Source organism: Pseudomonas sp. LRP2-20 (genome assembly GCF_024349685.1).
Lineage (GTDB): Bacteria > Pseudomonadota > Gammaproteobacteria > Pseudomonadales > Pseudomonadaceae > Aquipseudomonas.
In genome coordinates this window covers 5,468,439-5,484,235 of record NZ_AP025944.1, presented here as the reverse complement: position 1 = coordinate 5,484,235, position 15,797 = coordinate 5,468,439, and the positions used below count along the sequence as shown (strand labels likewise).

The following is a 15,797-nucleotide window of genomic DNA, read 5'->3' as shown; positions in this document are numbered from 1 at the left end:
ATCGACGGTTCTCAGGCCCGGTCACGCTCCAGCAGTGGCTTGAGGTAGTGCCCGGTATACGACTGTTTCATCTTGCTGAGTTCTTCCGGGGTACCGCAGGCGATGATCTGCCCACCCTTGGAACCACCCTCCGGGCCCAGGTCCACCAGCCAGTCTGCAGTCTTGATCACATCCAGGTTGTGTTCGATCACCACGACGGTGTTGCCGTGGTCGCGCAGGCGATGCAGTACATCCAGCAACTGCTGGATGTCGGCAAAGTGCAGGCCGGTGGTTGGCTCATCGAGAATGTACAAGGTCTTGCCGGTATCACGCTTGGACAACTCACGCGACAGCTTCACCCGTTGCGCCTCGCCACCGGACAAGGTGGTCGCCGACTGGCCCAGCTTGATGTACGACAGGCCCACGTCCATCAACGTCTGCAGCTTGCGCGCCAGCGCCGGCACCGCATCGAAGAACTCGCGGGCATCCTCGATGGTCATTTCCAGCACCTCGTGGATGTTCTTGCCCTTGTACTTGATCTCCAGGGTTTCGCGGTTGTAGCGCTTGCTCTTGCACACGTCGCAGGGCACGTAGATATCCGGCAGGAAGTGCATCTCCACCTTGATCAAGCCATCGCCCTGGCAGGCCTCGCAACGGCCACCCTTGACGTTGAACGAAAAACGCCCCGGGCCGTAGCCGCGCGAGCGCGATTCCGGCACGCCGGAGAACAGCTCGCGGATCGGCGTGAAGATGCCGGTGTAGGTCGCCGGGTTCGAGCGCGGTGTACGGCCGATCGGGCTCTGGTCGATGTCCACCACCTTGTCCAGGTGCTGCAGGCCGTCCATGCTGCTGTGCGGCGCGGCTTCCAGGCTGGTCGCACCATTGAGGGCGGTGGCGGCGAGGGGGAACAGGGTATTGTTGATCAGCGTCGACTTGCCCGAGCCGGACACGCCGGTCACACAGGTCAGCAGGCCGATCGGCACTTCCAGGTCGACGTTCTGCAGGTTGTTGCCACGCGCGCCCTTGAGCTTGAGCTGCAACTTCTTGTTGCGCGGGGTGCGCTGGGCCGGCACGACGATCTTCTTGCGCCCGGACAGGTACTTGCCGGTCAATGAGTCAGGGTGGTCCATGACCTCCTGCGGCGTACCCTCGGCGACGATCTGGCCACCGTGCACCCCGGCACCCGGGCCGATGTCGACCACGTAGTCGGCGAGGCGAATGGCGTCCTCGTCGTGTTCCACCACGATCACGGTGTTGCCCAGGTCGCGCAGGTGGTTGAGGGTGGCCAGCAGGCGGTCGTTGTCGCGTTGATGAAGACCGATGGACGGTTCATCGAGGATATACATCACCCCGACCAGGCCGGCGCCGATCTGGCTGGCCAGGCGAATACGCTGGGCTTCGCCACCCGACAGCGTATCGGCGCTGCGGTCCAGGGTCAGGTAGTCCAGGCCCACATTGACCAGGAACTGCAGGCGCTCGCAGATTTCCTTGAGGATCTTTGCCGCGATCTCGCCACGGCGGCCGGTCAGGGTCAGTTCGCCGAAGTAGTGGCTGGCTTCGCCGATCGGCAGGTTGGTCACCGCCGGCAGGGTCTTCTCGCCAACCCATACATGGCGCGCCTCGCGGCGCAGGCGGGTGCCGCGGCAATCCGGGCAGGGCTGGGTGCCGAGGAACTTGGCCAGCTCTTCACGCACGGTAGCCGATTCGGTCTCGCGGTAGCGGCGCTCCAGGTTCGGCACGATGCCTTCGAACGGGTGCGAGCGCTTGACGATGTCGCCGCGGTCGTTGAGGTACTTGAAGTCGACGCTCTGCTTGCCGCTGCCCTGGAGGATGACTTTCTGATGCTCGGCCGACAGTTCGCCGAACGGCTCCTCCAGGCTGAAGCCGTAATGCGCGGCCAGCGAGCCGAGCATCTGGAAGTAGTACACATTGCGCCGGTCCCAGCCGCGAATCGCGCCTTCGGCCAAGGTCAGCTCGCTGTTGACCAGGCGCTTGGTGTCGAAGAACTGCTTCACTCCCAGGCCGTCGCAGGTCGGGCAGGCACCAGCCGGGTTGTTGAAGGAGAACAGCTTCGGCTCCAGCTCGCTGATCGCATGGCCGCACACCGGGCAGGCGAAGCGAGCGGAGAAGATCATCTCTTCGCCGGGTTCTTCGTCCATGGGCGCCACCAGGGCGATGCCGTCGGCCAGCTTCAGTGCGGTCTCGAATGACTCGGCCAGGCGCTGCTGGAGGTCGGCACGGACCTTGAAACGGTCCACCACCACGTCGATGCTGTGTTTCTTCTGCTTGTCCAGCTTGGGCAGTTCGTCGAGCTCATAGAGCTTGCCGTTGACCCGTGCACGGACGAAGCCCTGGGCGCGCAGCTCGTCGAACACCGCCAGGTGCTCGCCCTTGCGCTCGCGCACTACCGGCGCCAGCAGCATCAGCTTGCTGCCTTCCGGGCGCTCCAGCACCAGGTCGACCATCTGGCTGATCGTTTGCGCTTCCAGCGGAATGTCGTGGTCCGGGCAGCGCGGCGTTCCGACGCGGGCATACAGCAGGCGCAGGTAGTCGTAGATCTCGGTGATGGTGCCGACCGTGGAGCGCGGGTTGTGCGAGGTTGACTTCTGTTCGATGGAAATGGCCGGCGAAAGGCCTTCGATGGTGTCGACATCGGGCTTTTCCATCATCGACAGAAACTGCCGGGCATAGGCCGACAGCGACTCCACGTAACGGCGCTGGCCTTCGGCATAGAGGGTGTCGAACGCCAGGGACGACTTGCCGGATCCGGACAGGCCGGTGATCACGATCAGCTTGTCCCGCGGCAGGGTCAGGTCGATGTTCTTCAGGTTGTGGGTACGCGCCCCACGAATCAGGATCTTGTCCACTGCGGCCTCGCTCGGCGGGCATAAACAAGGAAGTATACGGCGCGCTGCCAGTACGCGGCAAAGCGTCGCGTAGATGCCGTCAAGCTGTCGGACTGATAGAATCGCCGCCGGTTCACACGAGGTTTATCCATGCACGACACCCTCAACGAGCGCATGAGCAGCGGCGAAACCCGCGCTGCTGGCGGCCTGGCCCTGGTCTTTGCCTTTCGTATGCTGGGCATGTTCATGGTCTTGCCGGTGCTGGCCACCTACGGCATGGACCTGGCCGGCGCCACGCCCGCGCTGATCGGCCTTGCCATTGGCGCCTATGGCCTGACCCAGGCAGTATTGCAGATCCCGTTCGGGATGATTTCCGACCGCATTGGCCGCCGCCCGGTGATTTACCTGGGGCTGGTGGTCTTTGCCCTGGGCAGCCTACTGGCGGCCCAGGCCGACTCCATCTGGGGCGTGATCGCCGGGCGAATCCTGCAGGGCGCCGGGGCGATTTCCGCGGCGGTCATGGCACTGCTGTCCGACCTGACCCGCGAGCAACACCGGACCAAGGCCATGGCCATGATCGGCATGAGCATCGGTTTGTCGTTCGCCGTTGCCATGGTCGTAGGCCCATTGCTGACAAGTGCCTTTGGTTTGTCAGGATTGTTCCTGGCCACTGCGGGACTTGCCCTGGTCGGTATCCTGCTGATCGCCTTTGTCGTGCCCAACACCCACAGCATCCTGCAGCACCGCGAATCCGGTGTGGCGCGCCAGGCCATCGGCCCGACCCTGCGCCATCCGGACCTTCTGCGCCTGGACGTGGGTATCTTCATCCTCCACGCCATCCTCATGGCCAGCTTCGTCGCACTGCCGCTGGCCTTCGTCGAGCGCGGCGGCCTGCCGAAAGAGCAGCACTGGTGGGTGTACCTGACCGCCTTGTTCATCTCATTTTTTGCAATGGTCCCGTTCATCATCTACGGCGAAAAAAAGCGCAAGATGAAACGTGTCCTGGCTGGTGCGGTCAGTGTCCTGCTGCTGACGGAAGTGTTCTTCTGGCAGTGGGCTGACGGTTTGCGCGGACTGGTGATTGGCACCGTGGTATTCTTTACCGCATTCAACCTGCTGGAGGCCTCGTTGCCTTCGCTGGTGAGCAAGGTGTCGCCTGCCGGTGGCAAGGGGACGGCGATGGGGGTGTACTCCACCAGCCAGTTCCTCGGTGCCGCCCTGGGAGGAATCCTGGGTGGCTGGCTGTTCCAGCACGGCGGGCTGAACATGGTGTTCCTCGGCTGCGCAATCTTGTGTGCCATCTGGTTGGTCGTCGCCTTGCGCATGAACGAGCCACCCTATGTGACCAGCCTGCGCATGCCGCTGACGCCAGAGGCAGTTCGGGAAGCCGGCTTGACCGAGCGCCTGATGGCCGTGCCGGGTGTGACCGACGCTGTGGTGGTGGCAGATGAAGCCGCCATCTATATCAAACTGGATACGAAAATTTTGGACCGTGCGACCCTCGAGCGACTGGTGAATCCAGCCTCTTCGGCGTGCGAAGCCTAGGAGAACGTTATGGCCCGTGGGGTTAACAAAGTCATTCTGGTCGGCACCTGTGGCCAGGATCCCGAAGTCCGCTACCTGCCCAACGGTAACGCCGTGACCAACCTGAGCCTGGCCACCAGCGAGCAGTGGACCGACAAGCAGTCGGGCCAGAAGGTCGAGCGTACCGAGTGGCACCGTGTGTCGCTGTTCGGCAAGGTTGCCGAAATCGCCGGCGAGTACCTGCGCAAGGGTTCGCAGTGCTACATCGAGGGCAAGCTGCAGACCCGCGAGTGGGAAAAGGACGGCATCAAGCGTTACACCACCGAGATCATCGTCGACATCAACGGCACCATGCAGCTGCTCGGCGGCCGCCCGCAGGGCCAGCAAGGCGGCGGCGACCAGTACAACCAGGGTGGCGGCAACTACGGTGGCGGCCAGCAGCAACAGTACAACCAGGCTCCGCCACGCCAGCAGGCCCAGCGCCCGCAGCAGCAACAGCGCCCGGCGCCGCAGCAGCCTGCGCCGCAGCCGGCGGCTGACTTTGACAGCTTTGATGACGATATTCCGTTCTGATTGAGCGGTTAGGCGTCTAGCTAGACCAGAAACCCAGGGCAGTTGCTCTGGGTTTTTTTATGGCTGGCATGCATGCCAGTAGAGAAGGTGAGGGCTGCCAGGTGCTCGCCACAACATGTTTGGCGCCTATGAGATCGAGCGCCGCCCGCGCGGCGCATCGCGAGCTGCGCTCGCTCCTACGTTTGTTTCGGGCCAATTAATCCTGTGGGATTTGCGCGCGAACGCCTTGGCGCATGGCGCGATATCGCGTCGTACCAACAAGGCGGTCGCGTGCGCCTGCCACAGGCGTTACTGGCCAGAAACAAACGTAGGAGCGAGCGCAGCTCGCGATGCGCCGCGCGGGCGGCGCTCGGTCTCACAGGCGCCTTAGAACTCAAGGCATGCACCCGGCAGCCCCAACGCAACCCCCAGACACAATCAATCCTCACACCTCCTGATCCATGTCATCGCACCTTCTCGTTTCTTGACTAGTCTTACCTATCGGCAGCCATCAAAAAGCCGCCACCGTGACTACCAAGAGGCGCCGGCCATGTTCCGTGCGTCCACCACCTGATCAGGAGTGCACGATGGATCTCAACCGTCGGCAGTTCTTCAAGGTCGCCGCCGTCGGCCTTGGAGGTTCGAGCCTGGCGGCGTTGGGCATGGCCCCGACGCCGGCCTTCGCCGAGCAGGTGCGTCACTTCAAGCTGGCGCACACCAAAGAAACCCGCAACACCTGCCCCTACTGCTCGGTCGGCTGCGGCCTGATCATGTACAGCCAGGGTGATGCGGGCAAAAACGTCAAACAGAACATCATCCACATCGAAGGCGACGCCGATCACCCGGTCAACCGCGGCACCCTGTGCCCGAAAGGTGCCGGCCTGCTCGACTTTATCCACAGCCCCAGCCGTCTCAAGTACCCAGAGATGCGCAAGCCGGGCAGCAATGAGTGGGTGCGGGTCAGCTGGGATGAAGCACTGGACCGCGTCGCCGACTTGATGAAAAAGGACCGCGACGCCAACTTCATCGAGAAGAACGCCCAGGGGCAAACCGTCAACCGCTGGCTTACCACCGGTTTCCTCGCTGCCTCCGCCGCCTCCAGCGAGGCCGGCTACCTGACCCACAAGGTCGTCCGCGCAACAGGCATGCTGGGGTTCGACAACCAGGCACGTGTCTGACATGGCCCGACGGTGGCAAGTCTTGCCCCGACGTACGGCCGTGGCGCCATGACCAACCACTGGTCCGATATCGCCAACGCGAATCTGGTCCTGGTGATGGGTGGCAACGCAGCAGAAGCGCACCCGTGCGGCTTCAAATGGGTGACCGAAGCCAAGGCGCACAACCAGGCGCGGCTGATCGTGGTCGACCCGCGGTTTACCCGTACCGCTTCGGTGGCGGACTTCTACGCGCCGATCCGTACCGGTACCGACATCGCCTTCATGGGCGGGCTGATCAATTACCTGCTGAGCAACGACAAGATCCAGCACGAGTACGTGCGCAACTACACCGACGTGTCGTTCATCGTCAAAGAGAACTATGGCTTCGAGGACGGGCTGTTCAGCGGCTACGACGAGGCCAAGCGCGTGTATGCGGATAAGTCCGGCTGGGGTTACGAGCTGGGCGAGGACGGCTTCGCCAAGGTTGACCCGACCCTGCAGCACCCGCGCTGCGTGTTCCAGTTGATGAAGCAGCACTACAGCCGCTATACGCCGGAACTGGCGAGCATGACCTGCGGCATGCCGCAGGACGCCATGATGAAGGTCTGGGAAGAGATCGCCACTTGCTCGGTACCGGGCAAGACCATGACGATCCTCTATGCACTGGGCTGGACGCAGCATTCCATCGGCGCGCAGATCATCCGCAGTGCGGCCATGGTCCAGCTGCTGCTGGGCAACGTCGGTATGCCGGGCGGCGGGGTCAACGCCTTGCGCGGGCACTCCAACATCCAGGGCCTGACCGACCTCGGCCTGCTGTCCAACTCGCTGCCGGGCTACCTGACCCTGGCCGGCGACGCCGAGCAGGACTACGCGGCCTACATCGACAAGCGTGCGTCGAAGCCGCTGCGTCCAGGGCAACTGTCGTACTGGCAGAACTACGGCAAGTTCCACGTCAGCCTCATGAAGGCCTGGTACGGGCCAAACGCAACAGCAGAAAACAACTGGGGCTATGACTGGCTGCCCAAGCTCGACGTGCCGGCCTACGACGTGCTGCGCATGTTCGAGATGATGGGCCAGGGCAAGGTCAATGGCTACATGTGCCAGGGCTTCAACCCGATCGCCGCGCTGCCGGACAAGAACCGCGTCACGGCGGCCCTCGGCAAGCTCAAGTGGCTGGTGATCATGGACCCGCTGGCCACCGAAACCTCGGAGTTCTGGCGCAATGCCGGGCCGTTCAACGACGTCGACACGGCCAATATCCAGACCGAGGTGATCCGCCTGCCCACCACCTGTTTCGCCGAGGAGGACGGTTCGCTGGTCAACAGTAGCCGCTGGCTGCAGTGGCACTGGAAGGGCGCTGACGGCCCGGGCGAGACCCGTACCGACGTGCAGATCATGAGCGAGTTGTTCATTCGCCTGCGCAAGCGCTACCAGGCCGAGGGCGGCGCCTATCCCGACGCCATGATGAACATCCACTGGCCGTACAAGATCCCTGAAGAGCCATCGCCTGAGGAGCTGGCCAAGGAGATGAACGGCTGGGCAGTCACCGACCTCACCGACGCTACCGGTGCCACGCTCAAGGCCGGCCAGCAACTGTCGGGCTTCGGTCAGCTGAAGGACGACGGCAGTACCGCGTCCGGCTGCTGGATCTTCGCCGGCTGCTGGACCGAGCAGGGCAACCAGATGGCCCGCCGTGACAACAGCGACCCGTACGGCATGCACCAGGTGCAGAACTGGGCGTGGGCCTGGCCGGCCAACCGCCGCATTCTCTACAATCGTGCTTCCAGCGACCCGCAAGGCAAACCGTGGGACCCGGAGAAGAAGCGCCTGGTGTGGTGGAACGGCAAGGCCTGGACCGGCACCGACGTGCCCGACTTCAAGGTCGACTCGCCGCCCGAGGCAGGGATGAACCCGTTCATCATGAACCCCGAAGGCGTGGCGCGCTTCTTCGCCATCGACAAGATGGCCGAAGGCCCGTTCCCCGAGCACTACGAGCCGTTCGAGACGCCGATTGGCATCAACCCGCTGCACCCGCAGAACAAGAAGGCCACCAGCAACCCGGCCGGGCGGATCTTCGATTCGGTGTGGGACACCCTCGGCAAGCACGACGAGTTCCCCTATGCGGCGACCACCTACCGGCTGACCGAGCACTTCCACTTCTGGAGCAAGCACTGCCGCCTCAACGCCATCGCCCAGCCCGAGCAGTTCGTCGAGATCGGCGAGGTGCTGGCCAACGAGAAAGGCATCAAGGCCGGTGACCGGGTGCGGGTGTCGAGCAAGCGCGGGCACATCGATGCGGTGGCCGTGGTGACCAAGCGGATTCGCCCGCTGCAGGTCAACAACCAGACCGTCCACCAGATCGGCATCCCGCTGCACTGGGGCTTCACCGGGACCACGCGGCATGGCTACCTGACCAACACCCTGGTGCCGTTCCTCGGTGACGGTAATACCCAGACGCCGGAGTCCAAGTCGTTCCTCGTCAAAGTGGAGAAACTCTGATGGCCAGCCAAGACATCATCGCCCGCTCGGCCACCACCACCGTTCCGCCCTCGGTACGCCAGCTGGAGGAGGTTGCCAAGCTGATCGACACCACCAAGTGCATCGGCTGCAAGGCCTGCCAGGTGGCGTGTTCCGAGTGGAACGAGCTGCGTGACGAGGTCGGCCACAACCACGGCACCTACGACAACCCCCAGGACCTCACCGCCGAGACCTGGACCCTGATGCGCTTCACCGAGCACGAGCGCGACGACGGCAACCTGGAGTGGCTGATCCGCAAGGACGGTTGCATGCACTGCGCCGACCCAGGTTGCCTGAAGGCCTGCCCGAGCCCGGGGGCGATCATCAAGCACGCCAACGGTATCGTCGACTTCAACCAGGACCACTGCATCGGTTGCGGCTACTGCATCACCGGCTGCCCGTTCAACATTCCGCGCATCTCGCAGAAGGACCACAAGGCGTACAAGTGCACCCTGTGTTCCGATCGCGTGAGCGTGGGCCTGGAGCCGGCCTGCGTGAAAACCTGCCCGACCGGGGCGATCGTGTTCGGCAGCAAGGATGAGATGAAAGTGCATGCCGCCGAGCGCATCGTCGACCTCAAATCGCGTGGTTACGACAAGGCCGGGCTGTACGACCCGGACGGCGTCGGCGGCACCCACGTGATGTATGTGCTGCACCATGCCGACACGCCCAAGCTGTACGCCGGCCTGCCTGACCAGCCGGTGATCAGCCCGCTGGTGGGGCTGTGGAAAGGCTTCACCAAACCGCTGGCGCTGTTGGCCATGGGCGCGGCGGTGCTGGCCGGGTTCTTCCACTACGTGCGGGTGGGGCCACAGCGGGTGGAAGAGGACGAGCACCCCACACCGCCGGACGACAGCGTGCATCAGGTGGACCCGTCGGTGCATGTCTATGATCCGACCAAGCCCGGTGGGCAAGGGGAGCAGCGGCCATGAACGACAACAAACCCATCCTGCGCTACAACGCCAACGAGCGGACCAACCACTGGATCGTCGCGATCCTGTTCATGACGGCGGGGCTCTCCGGGCTGGCGCTGTTCCACCCGGCGCTGTTCTGGCTCAGCCATCTGTTCGGTGGCGGGCCATGGACGCGCATCCTGCACCCGTTCCTGGGGGTGGCGATGTTCGTGTTCTTCCTCGGCTTGGTGTTCCGTTTCTGGCGCGCCAACTTCATCACCGCCAACGACCGCCTGTGGCTGCGCCGCGTGGACCGGGTGATGCTCAACAAGGAGGAGGGCGTACCGCCGATCGGCAAGTACAACGCCGGGCAGAAGCTGCTGTTCTGGACCCTGCTGGCGTGCATGCTGGTGCTGCTGCTCAGCGGCGTGGTGATCTGGCGTGCGTATTTCAGCCACCTGTTCGGCATCGAGGTCATTCGCCTGTCGGCGCTGGCCCATGCCCTGGCGGCGTTCGTGCTGATCCTCAGCATCATCGTGCACATCTACGCCGGTATCTGGATCAAGGGCTCGATCGGCGCCATGCTGCATGGCTGGGTCAGCCGCGCCTGGGCGCGCAAGCACCATGAGCTGTGGTACCGCGAAGTGACCGGTGACAAGACCCCAGGCAACCATGGACGCAAAGAAGGATGAGCGCTTGAGCACGATACTCGAACCTGGGCAGATCGAAGCGTCGGCAGTGATGCCGCCGTTTCTGCATCTGCCACCTGCCAACCTGTTTGCACTGCGCGCCGCGCGCCTTGAGCACCTGGCCGAGGGCAGCGCACTGGCTGATTACCTGCGGCTGATCGCAAAACTGTGCCGCGTCCAGCAGCAGCTTGTGGATAAGCCTCCCAGCGAGTTGCCTGTGGCCGAGGAGCGTCAGCGCCTGTGTATAAGTCATGGTCTGCCACCGCTGGCAGCCGATAGCCTGGTGCGCGAAGGCCAGTGGCTGGTGTGGTTGGAGACCTTGCTCATGCACTTCGACAGCGAGGCCAGTGGCCCGCTGGGCGAGGCGCTGCAAGCCCTTCGCGACAGTGACGGTAGTCAGCGCAAGGGCTGGGGCATCGCCTTGCTCGGCGGGCAATACGATGCGCTGCCGGCGGCGCTGGTGCCGTTCATTGGCGCCGCGTTGCAGGCCGCCTGGTCGAGCTGGTTGCTGGCGCTGCCAGCCCCCGAACTCAAGCCCGCCGGCAGCCTGGCCCAGTGCCCGGCTTGCGGTTCGCCAGCGATGGCCGGCGTGGTGCGTAACCGTGGCAAGCACAACGGGTTGCGTTACCTGGCCTGTTCGCTGTGTGCCTGCGAGTGGCATGTGGTGCGGGTCAAGTGTGTGTATTGCGAGTCGAGCAAGGATTTGCGTTACACCAGCCTCGAAGACGATCGATATGCGCCGGGCAAGGCGCCGCTACGGGCCGAATGTTGCCCGGGGTGCGAGAGCTACCTGAAGCAGAATTATCTGGAAAACGATGCGGCGGCCGAGCCGCTGGCCGACGACCTGGCCAGCCTGGCGCTGGATATCCGCCTGGACGAGGAGGGCCTCCATCGCCTGGCACCGAACCTGATGTTCGCGCCTGGGTAGTAGGTGAGTGTCTACACTGTAATACCGAGTCGCCTGCTTCGCGGGTAAACCCGCTCCCACAAACAACTGCGCAGGCTCCCAGACCTGTGGAGAACCCTGTGGGAGCGGGCTTGCCCGCGAAAAGGGCAGAACAGACAACGGATCAGTCCAAGGTAGTACTGCATGTCTTCCAGCCTCGCCAGCGACACCCCACGCCTGCCCTCCATCGACACGCTTCTGCGCCACCCGGCATGCCTGCCGCTGGTCGACCGCCATGGCCGCGACGCCGTACTGGCCACCCTCAGGCAGTTGCTCGACGACCTGCGCGCCCCGGCCCTAAGCGGCGAACTCGGCAGTGCCGAGCTGGCCCCGGAAATCCTCCTCGGCCGTACCGGCGAACGCCTTGCCATCCAGCAACGCAGCCAGGTCCGCCGCGTGTTCAACCTCACCGGCACCGTGCTGCACACCAACCTGGGCCGCGCGCTGCTGCCCGAAGAGGCCGTCGAGGCCATGCAGACTGCCGCCCGCTACCCGCTCAACCTGGAATTCGACCTGGCCACCGGCAAGCGCGGCGACCGTGACGACCTGATCGAAGGCCTGATCCGTGAGCTGACCGGCGCCGAAGCCGTCACCGTGGTCAACAACAACGCGGCTGCCGTGCTGCTGGCGCTCAACAGCCTGGGCGCGCGCAAGGAGGGCATCATCAGCCGCGGCGAACTGATCGAGATCGGCGGCGCCTTTCGCATCCCCGACATCATGGCCCGCGCCGGGGTGAAGTTGCATGAGATCGGCACCACCAACCGTACCCACGCCCGTGACTATGAAGCCGCCATCGGCCCGCGCACCGGCCTGCTGATGCGTGTGCATTGCAGCAACTACAGCATTCAGGGCTTCACCCACCAGGTACCGACTGCCGACCTGGCGCGTATCGCCCACCAGCATGAACTGCCACTGCTCGAAGACCTCGGCAGCGGCAGCCTGCTCGATCTCACCCGCTGGGGCCTGCCCGCCGAACCGACGGTGCGCCAGGCATTGGTCGATGGCGCCGATATTGTCACCTTCAGCGGCGACAAGCTGTTGGGTGGCCCCCAGGCCGGGATCATCGTCGGTCGCAAGGAACTGATCGCCAGGATCAAGAAAAACCCGCTCAAGCGCGCATTGCGCGTCGACAAGATCACCCTCGCCGCACTCGAGGCGGTGCTGGCGCTGTACCGAAACCCCGACCGCCTGGCCGAGCGCCTGCCGAGCTTGCGCCTGCTCACCCGCAGCCAGGCTGAGATCCAGGCCCAGGCCGAGCGCCTGGCTCCCGCACTCAAGGCGCACCTGGGTGAGCAATGGCTGGTCAGTGTCGAGCCGGCGCTGGGCATGATCGGCAGTGGCAGCCAACCGGTGGCCCGCCTGCCGAGTGCAGCGTTGTGCTTGCGCCCACAGGTGTCGAAGAAGCTGCGCGGGCGCAGCCTGCATGTGCTGGAGCGTGCCCTGCGCGACTTGCCGGTGCCGGTGCTCGGGCGCATCGATGACGATGCCTTGTGGCTTGATCTGCGCCAGCTCGACGATGAGCCCCAGTGGCTGGCGCAGCTGCCGGTCTTGCAACTGGGGCCAGTGCGGTGATCGTCGGCACCGCCGGCCACATCGACCACGGCAAGACCGCGCTGCTTCAGGCCCTCACCGGCCAGGCCGGTGACCAGCGCCAGGAAGAGCGGGCCCGCGGCATGACCATCGACCTCGGCTACCGCTATGCGGCGCTGGCCGAAGGGGCGGCGTTGACCGGGTTCATCGATGTACCGGGCCATGAGCGGTTTATCCACAACATGCTGGCTGGCGCCCATGGCATCGACTTGGTGCTGCTGGTGGTGGCCGCCGATGACGGGGTGATGCCGCAGACCCGCGAGCACCTGGCGATCATCGAGTTGTTGGGTATACCCCAGGCGCTGGTGGCGATCAGCAAATGCGATCGGGTCGAGCCGGCGCGTCTGGCAGAGGTGCAAGCGCAGGTCAAAGCGTTGCTGGCTGAGGGGCCCTATGCCAAGGCACGGCAATTCCCCGTGTCGAGCATCACCGGGCAAGGTATCGACGTGTTGCGCCGGGCCTTGCTGGAAGCCGAGGTGCGGGTACGCCAGCGCAGCGTGCGCGGTGGCTTTCGTCTGGCGGTCGATCGCGCCTTCGCCGTGACCGGCGCCGGGGTGGTCGTGACTGGCACGGCGCTGGCCGGGCGCGTCAGTGCGGGTGATACGTTGTTGCTGGGCAAGGCCGGCAAGCCGGTGCGCGTGCGTGGCCTGCACGCACAGAACCAGGTGGCCCTGGTGGCCGAGGCCGGCCAGCGGGTGGCGCTGAACATCGCCGCCGAACGCCTGACGGTAGAGCAGGTGCACCGCGGCGACTGGCTGGTGCCCGAATGGCTGCATGCACCCAGCGTGCGGGTGGATATCGAACTCTGCCTGCTACCCGGTGAAACCCGCGTTTTCGAACATTTCAGCGCCGTTCACGTGCACCTCGGTACCCAGGATGTGACCGCCCGGGTGGCCTTGCTCGAGGGCGAAACCCTGGCTGCCGGCCAGCGCATGTTTGCCCAGTTGCTGCTCAACGCGCCGTTGCAGGCGGTTCACGGTGACCGTCTGGTGCTGCGAGACCAGCGTGCCCAGCGTACTCTCGGCGGTGGCAAGGTGCTCGACCCGTTCGCGCCGAGTCGCCAGCGCCGCAGTGCCGAACGCCTGCGCCAGTTGCAGGTGCTGCGCGATGCAGATGGCCTGGAGGAGGCACTGCAAGCGTTGCTCGCCAGTGCGCTTGGGGGGCTCGACCCGCAGCGCCTGGAGCGCCAGTTCAATCGCCAGCGCGAAACCTGGTTAGTGCCCAATGATGTGCTGGTAGTGGCCACGCGCCAGGGGCCGCTGCTGTTTGCCAGAAGCCAGTGGCAGGCACTGCGGGATCAGGTGCTGGAGCAGCTGGCGCGGTTCCACGAACAGGAGCCTGACCAGCTCGGCCCGGACCGCGACCGCTTGCGCCGCTTCGCCGCCTTGCCGCTGGAGCGCCCGGCATTTGTCAGCCTGCTCGATGAGCTGCTCAATGACCAGTTGGTAGTCAGCAGTGGGCCGTGGCTGCATTTGCCTGATCACAAGGTGCAGTTGAGCGCCGCCGACAGCGCGCTGTGGGCGCGGCTACAGCCGAAGTTGCTGGCAGGGCAATATGATCCGCCCTGGGTCAGGACCTTGGCCGCAGAAGAAAACTGCGCGGAGGCGGAGGTGCGCTTGCTGCTGCGCAAGCTGGCCCGGTTGGGCCTGGTGCATCAGGTGGTGCGCGACCTGTTCTACCCTGAAGTGACGCTACGGCGCATGGCAGAGCTGCTGCTGGGGCAGGCCAACGAGACGCCGATAGTGCAGGTTGCCGCATTTCGCGATATGTTGGGCATCGGTCGCAAGCGCAGTGTGCAGATTCTGGAGTATTTCGACCGCCTTGGCCTGACCCGGAGGGTGGCCGACCAGCGTTACATCCGCGCCGACAGCGCCCTGGCGCAGCAACAGGCCAGGCACTGAGTTCAAGGAAGGCAATCGCGCCCGGTGGCGCGGCCGGGCTTCAAACCCGGTTGGGGACGGCAGCCGTTCCCGGGCAGGTTCGACTCCCGCTGCCTTCCGCCACTTTTACTGCCCTGCAGGGCCTTTGTGGGAGCGGGTTCATCGGGGCGCCGAACCGCCGCGAAGAGGCCCTGACAGGCGATAGTCAGGCTCGTTCTCCGCACAGGTCCAGAGCAAACCAATGCTCTGCTTCATTTACATCCATCCCTGCGCCCAACAGCGCAAACATCTTGCCCAGCGCCGCCTCGCGGGTCATGCCGCCACCACTCACCAACCCGGCGCCGCGCAAGCGGTTACCTGCCGCATAGGTATCGAACACCACCGACCCTTCCGGGCACTGGCTGATGGCAGCCAGCAGCACACCGCGCTGGCGCGCTGCACGCAGTACTTCCAGCAATGCCTGGTCATCGGACGGCCCGGTACCACTGCCATAGCACTCCAGCAGCAGCCCTTGCACACCGCTGTCGAGCAGTGCCTTGAGGTGGCTGGCTTGCAGGCCCGGGAACACCGGCATCACCGCCAGGTTGACCGGCTGGCACTGCTGGCGATAGCCCAGGGCAGCAGGCAACTCGGCGGCGCGCTCGCCTTCACGATGGCGCGGCAACGCGGCGAAGGCGTCGAAAGCCTCGCTGCGCAGCTTTGACGTCCGGCAGCCATGCAGCAGCTGGCCATGGAAGTACAGCTGCACGCCATCTTCCAGGCCTTGCTCGACCTGGCGCAGGGCCCCGCACAGGTTGTCCCAGGCATCGCTGCCCGGCGCACCGGCCGGCAGCATCGAGCCGGTCAGCAGCACCGGCACCGCCAGGCCCAGCAACAGGAACGACAGCGCCGCAGCGCTGTAGGCCAGGCTGTCGGTGCCATGCAGCACCAGCACGCCGTCATGGCCGGCGTCCACCGCCGCGACGATGGCATCGCGCATCGCCAGCCAGTTGTGCTGCTGCATGTTGGCGCTATCGAGCAGCGGGTTCATTTCCTGCAGCGTCCACTGCACCTGGGGTGCATCGGTCAGTTCGGCGAGGTGTGCGCGCATCCGAGCATCGAAACCACCGGCCGGCGCCAGGCCTTCGGCGGTTTCGAGCATGCCGATGGTGCCACCGGTGTAGAGGACGAGGAGATTCTTGACTGCACGCATGGAAAGCATCCGTAGCGGTGAGCGGAGGTAGA

Annotated in this window: 10 protein-coding genes and 1 tRNA gene; 9 read left to right on the top strand and 2 right to left on the bottom strand. The window is 64.8% G+C overall.

Annotation, left to right across the window (positions count from 1 at the left end; translation table 11 throughout):
• Window positions 1-11: 11 nt before the first annotated feature.
• Window positions 12-2,846: an excinuclease ABC subunit UvrA gene (gene uvrA, locus OCX61_RS24640; RefSeq protein ID WP_261941769.1), complete on the bottom strand. Its 2,835-nt coding sequence runs from the start codon at window positions 2,844-2,846 to the stop codon at window positions 12-14.
• 129 nt (window positions 2,847-2,975) lie between these two features.
• Here uvrA and OCX61_RS24635 point away from each other — a divergent pair, with 129 nt between their 5' ends.
• The 9 genes from OCX61_RS24635 to OCX61_RS24595 all read left to right on the top strand — a co-directional run bounded on the left by OCX61_RS24635 (window position 2,976) and on the right by OCX61_RS24595 (window position 14,696).
• Window positions 2,976-4,370: an MFS transporter gene (locus OCX61_RS24635; RefSeq protein WP_261941768.1), complete on the top strand. Its 1,395-nt coding sequence runs from the start codon at window positions 2,976-2,978 to the stop codon at window positions 4,368-4,370.
• A gap of 9 nt (window positions 4,371-4,379) precedes the next feature.
• On the top strand, window positions 4,380-4,922 hold the full coding sequence (locus OCX61_RS24630; protein ID WP_027917840.1) for a single-stranded DNA-binding protein: 543 nt from the start codon (window positions 4,380-4,382) through the stop codon (window positions 4,920-4,922).
• Between the two features lie 566 nt (window positions 4,923-5,488).
• The gene (gene fdnG, locus OCX61_RS24625) at window positions 5,489-8,557 is read left to right on the top strand and encodes a formate dehydrogenase-N subunit alpha (RefSeq protein ID WP_261941767.1); all 3,069 of its coding nucleotides are present in this window, start codon (window positions 5,489-5,491) and stop codon (window positions 8,555-8,557) included.
• The gene (fdxH, locus tag OCX61_RS24620) at window positions 8,557-9,507 is read left to right on the top strand and encodes a formate dehydrogenase subunit beta (RefSeq protein ID WP_261941766.1); all 951 of its coding nucleotides are present in this window, start codon (window positions 8,557-8,559) and stop codon (window positions 9,505-9,507) included. The genes fdnG and fdxH overlap by 1 nt, the downstream gene beginning before the upstream one ends.
• On the top strand, window positions 9,504-10,160 hold the full coding sequence (locus OCX61_RS24615; RefSeq protein ID WP_110637807.1) for a formate dehydrogenase subunit gamma: 657 nt from the start codon (window positions 9,504-9,506) through the stop codon (window positions 10,158-10,160). Before fdxH ends, OCX61_RS24615 begins: the two co-directional genes overlap by 4 nt.
• A gap of 4 nt (window positions 10,161-10,164) precedes the next feature.
• The gene (fdhE, locus tag OCX61_RS24610; RefSeq protein WP_261941765.1) at window positions 10,165-11,085 is read left to right on the top strand and encodes a formate dehydrogenase accessory protein FdhE; all 921 of its coding nucleotides are present in this window, start codon (window positions 10,165-10,167) and stop codon (window positions 11,083-11,085) included.
• A gap of 162 nt (window positions 11,086-11,247) precedes the next feature.
• Complete coding sequence (gene selA, locus OCX61_RS24605) at window positions 11,248-12,675, top strand: L-seryl-tRNA(Sec) selenium transferase (RefSeq protein WP_261941764.1); 1,428 nt, start codon at window positions 11,248-11,250, stop codon at window positions 12,673-12,675.
• The gene (gene selB / locus OCX61_RS24600; RefSeq protein WP_261944362.1) at window positions 12,672-14,594 is read left to right on the top strand and encodes a selenocysteine-specific translation elongation factor; all 1,923 of its coding nucleotides are present in this window, start codon (window positions 12,672-12,674) and stop codon (window positions 14,592-14,594) included. The genes selA and selB overlap by 4 nt, the downstream gene beginning before the upstream one ends.
• Before the next feature lie 6 nt (window positions 14,595-14,600).
• Window positions 14,601-14,696 (top strand) — tRNA-Sec (locus OCX61_RS24595).
• Window positions 14,697-14,778: 82 nt separating this feature from the next.
• Here OCX61_RS24595 and OCX61_RS24590 read toward each other — a convergent pair.
• Entirely contained in the window at window positions 14,779-15,765 is a 987-nt protein-coding gene (locus OCX61_RS24590) for an asparaginase (protein ID WP_261941763.1), read from the bottom strand.
• Window positions 15,766-15,797: the final 32 nt, after the last annotated feature.

Excerpts from the sequence above, each read along its gene's own strand:
- OCX61_RS24590 (WP_261941763.1), bottom strand. The coding sequence starts at position 15,765 with ATGCGTGCAGTCAAGAATCTCCTCGTCCTCTACACCGGTGGCACCATC.
- selA (WP_261941764.1), top strand. The coding sequence starts at position 11,248 with ATGTCTTCCAGCCTCGCCAGCGACACCCCACGCCTGCCCTCCATCGAC.
- OCX61_RS24635 (WP_261941768.1), top strand. The coding sequence starts at position 2,976 with ATGCACGACACCCTCAACGAGCGCATGAGCAGCGGCGAAACCCGCGCT.
- fdxH (WP_261941766.1), top strand. The coding sequence starts at position 8,557 with ATGGCCAGCCAAGACATCATCGCCCGCTCGGCCACCACCACCGTTCCG.
- OCX61_RS24615 (WP_110637807.1), top strand. The coding sequence starts at position 9,504 with ATGAACGACAACAAACCCATCCTGCGCTACAACGCCAACGAGCGGACC.
- OCX61_RS24630 (WP_027917840.1), top strand. The coding sequence starts at position 4,380 with ATGGCCCGTGGGGTTAACAAAGTCATTCTGGTCGGCACCTGTGGCCAG.